The organism is Pseudomonas brassicae, from assembly GCF_010671725.1.
Classification (GTDB): Bacteria; Pseudomonadota; Gammaproteobacteria; order Pseudomonadales; family Pseudomonadaceae; genus Aquipseudomonas; species Aquipseudomonas brassicae.
Map to the genome: position 1 here is coordinate 1 of NZ_JAAHBU010000642.1, position 1,319 is coordinate 1,319.

2 protein-coding genes are annotated in these 1,319 nt (G+C 46.0%); both read left to right on the top strand.

Going from position 1 to position 1,319, the window contains the following annotated elements:
- On the top strand, window positions 1-200 hold a 200-nt coding region (locus G3436_RS28165), incomplete at its 5' end, for a hypothetical protein (protein ID WP_243667357.1).
- Window positions 201-456: 256 nt separating this feature from the next.
- Window positions 457-945, top strand: coding sequence for a hypothetical protein (locus tag G3436_RS26875; protein WP_163951389.1), 489 nt, complete (start codon window positions 457-459; stop codon window positions 943-945).
- Window positions 946-1,319: the final 374 nt, after the last annotated feature.

Below are 1,319 nucleotides of genomic sequence, written 5' to 3' on the forward strand. Positions count from 1 at the left end.
TCTCAACTCTAAGATGGCATCAAAAAACATGGATAGAAACTTCCAACTTCAGCAATTCACTCAGGAAGCCCGAGGACATAGTCGCCAACCAGAACCAATCGGACACCACGAAAGAAGAACAAAAAGAACAGAATCCCAAAACACTTCCCTGCGGACAAGGTGTTGGAGCTTATAAGGGCCGCATCGTCCACAAGAGATAAACTTTTTCTGTTACTGCTATTCTTTGGCGGACTAAGGAAGTCTGAGCCATTCCATCTGTACGTCACAGATATAAGAATCAGAAATGGTGTAGCGGTTGTACGTTTAGCGGATCCAGTTGAGGGCGTGCACGAATGGGACGAAAAGTACGTCGGTAAACAGAAAGGCACTCGACTTGAGTTCCTTCAACAGCGATACAATTTGGGGCCTCGCAACAAGCTTGACCCTAGTCATCCCCTTCACGCAGGTTGGAAGGGAATGACTTTTGAAAATGACAATCAGGAAGCGACACTACAGTGGCTAATTCCTGAAATGGGCGAGTACTGCGCGCACTTACACACTGAATATATGCAACAATACAGGAACCATGTACGAGATGAGCACCCGTACTATTTTGTTAACATTAAAGACGGAGAAGAATTCGGCACCCCGTTGAAAATAGCCAACATGGACAAGTCATTTTATCGCTGCGCCTCCAAGATAGGACTCAAAGGAAGCAGAAAGGGGGTTAATCCGCATGGCGCGCGACATTTTTTTTGGTTACTTCTGCGCATCCCACCTAAGGCTCAGCAAGGAGGTAACTCAAATATTCATGCGGCACGCGTACATCTCCTCACTGAAGTCTACTACAGACTAGATATCGAAGTTGCACGTCAGGAGTTGGAAGGCGGGCCAAAAGCGTTTGGCCGAAAGCATTCCAGACTTCTGCAAGTCCGTGAAGAAAATCACTGGTGGGAAATAGCATGACTATACTCTCATTCAAGGCCCCGATCAGTGGAAAACTCGTTAAACTAAACACAAGCCTCAAGGAAGTAGCGCTGGCAGAAGAACTTAGCCTAGATGAGTTGAGAGGTCTCATAACATCGTACGAGGCTGAACGAATTGCAGTTTACTGGCGTGATAGCATTTTGCAGATCGATGAGTCTACTGGAACAACAGCGGGTTTCAGTCCAGTTTTTAGAAATTCAAAAACTGGGTCATTCTTGTGGCCCTAGACACCTTAAAACTGAGTTTTTCCAAGGATGCTCTCAACTCAATCACGGGGTGCAGAGCTTCTCTCCGAAATGGCTAAAATTCCTTTCGAAGTGCAGACCAAGTTACTTACCACCTTTCAACCCAAA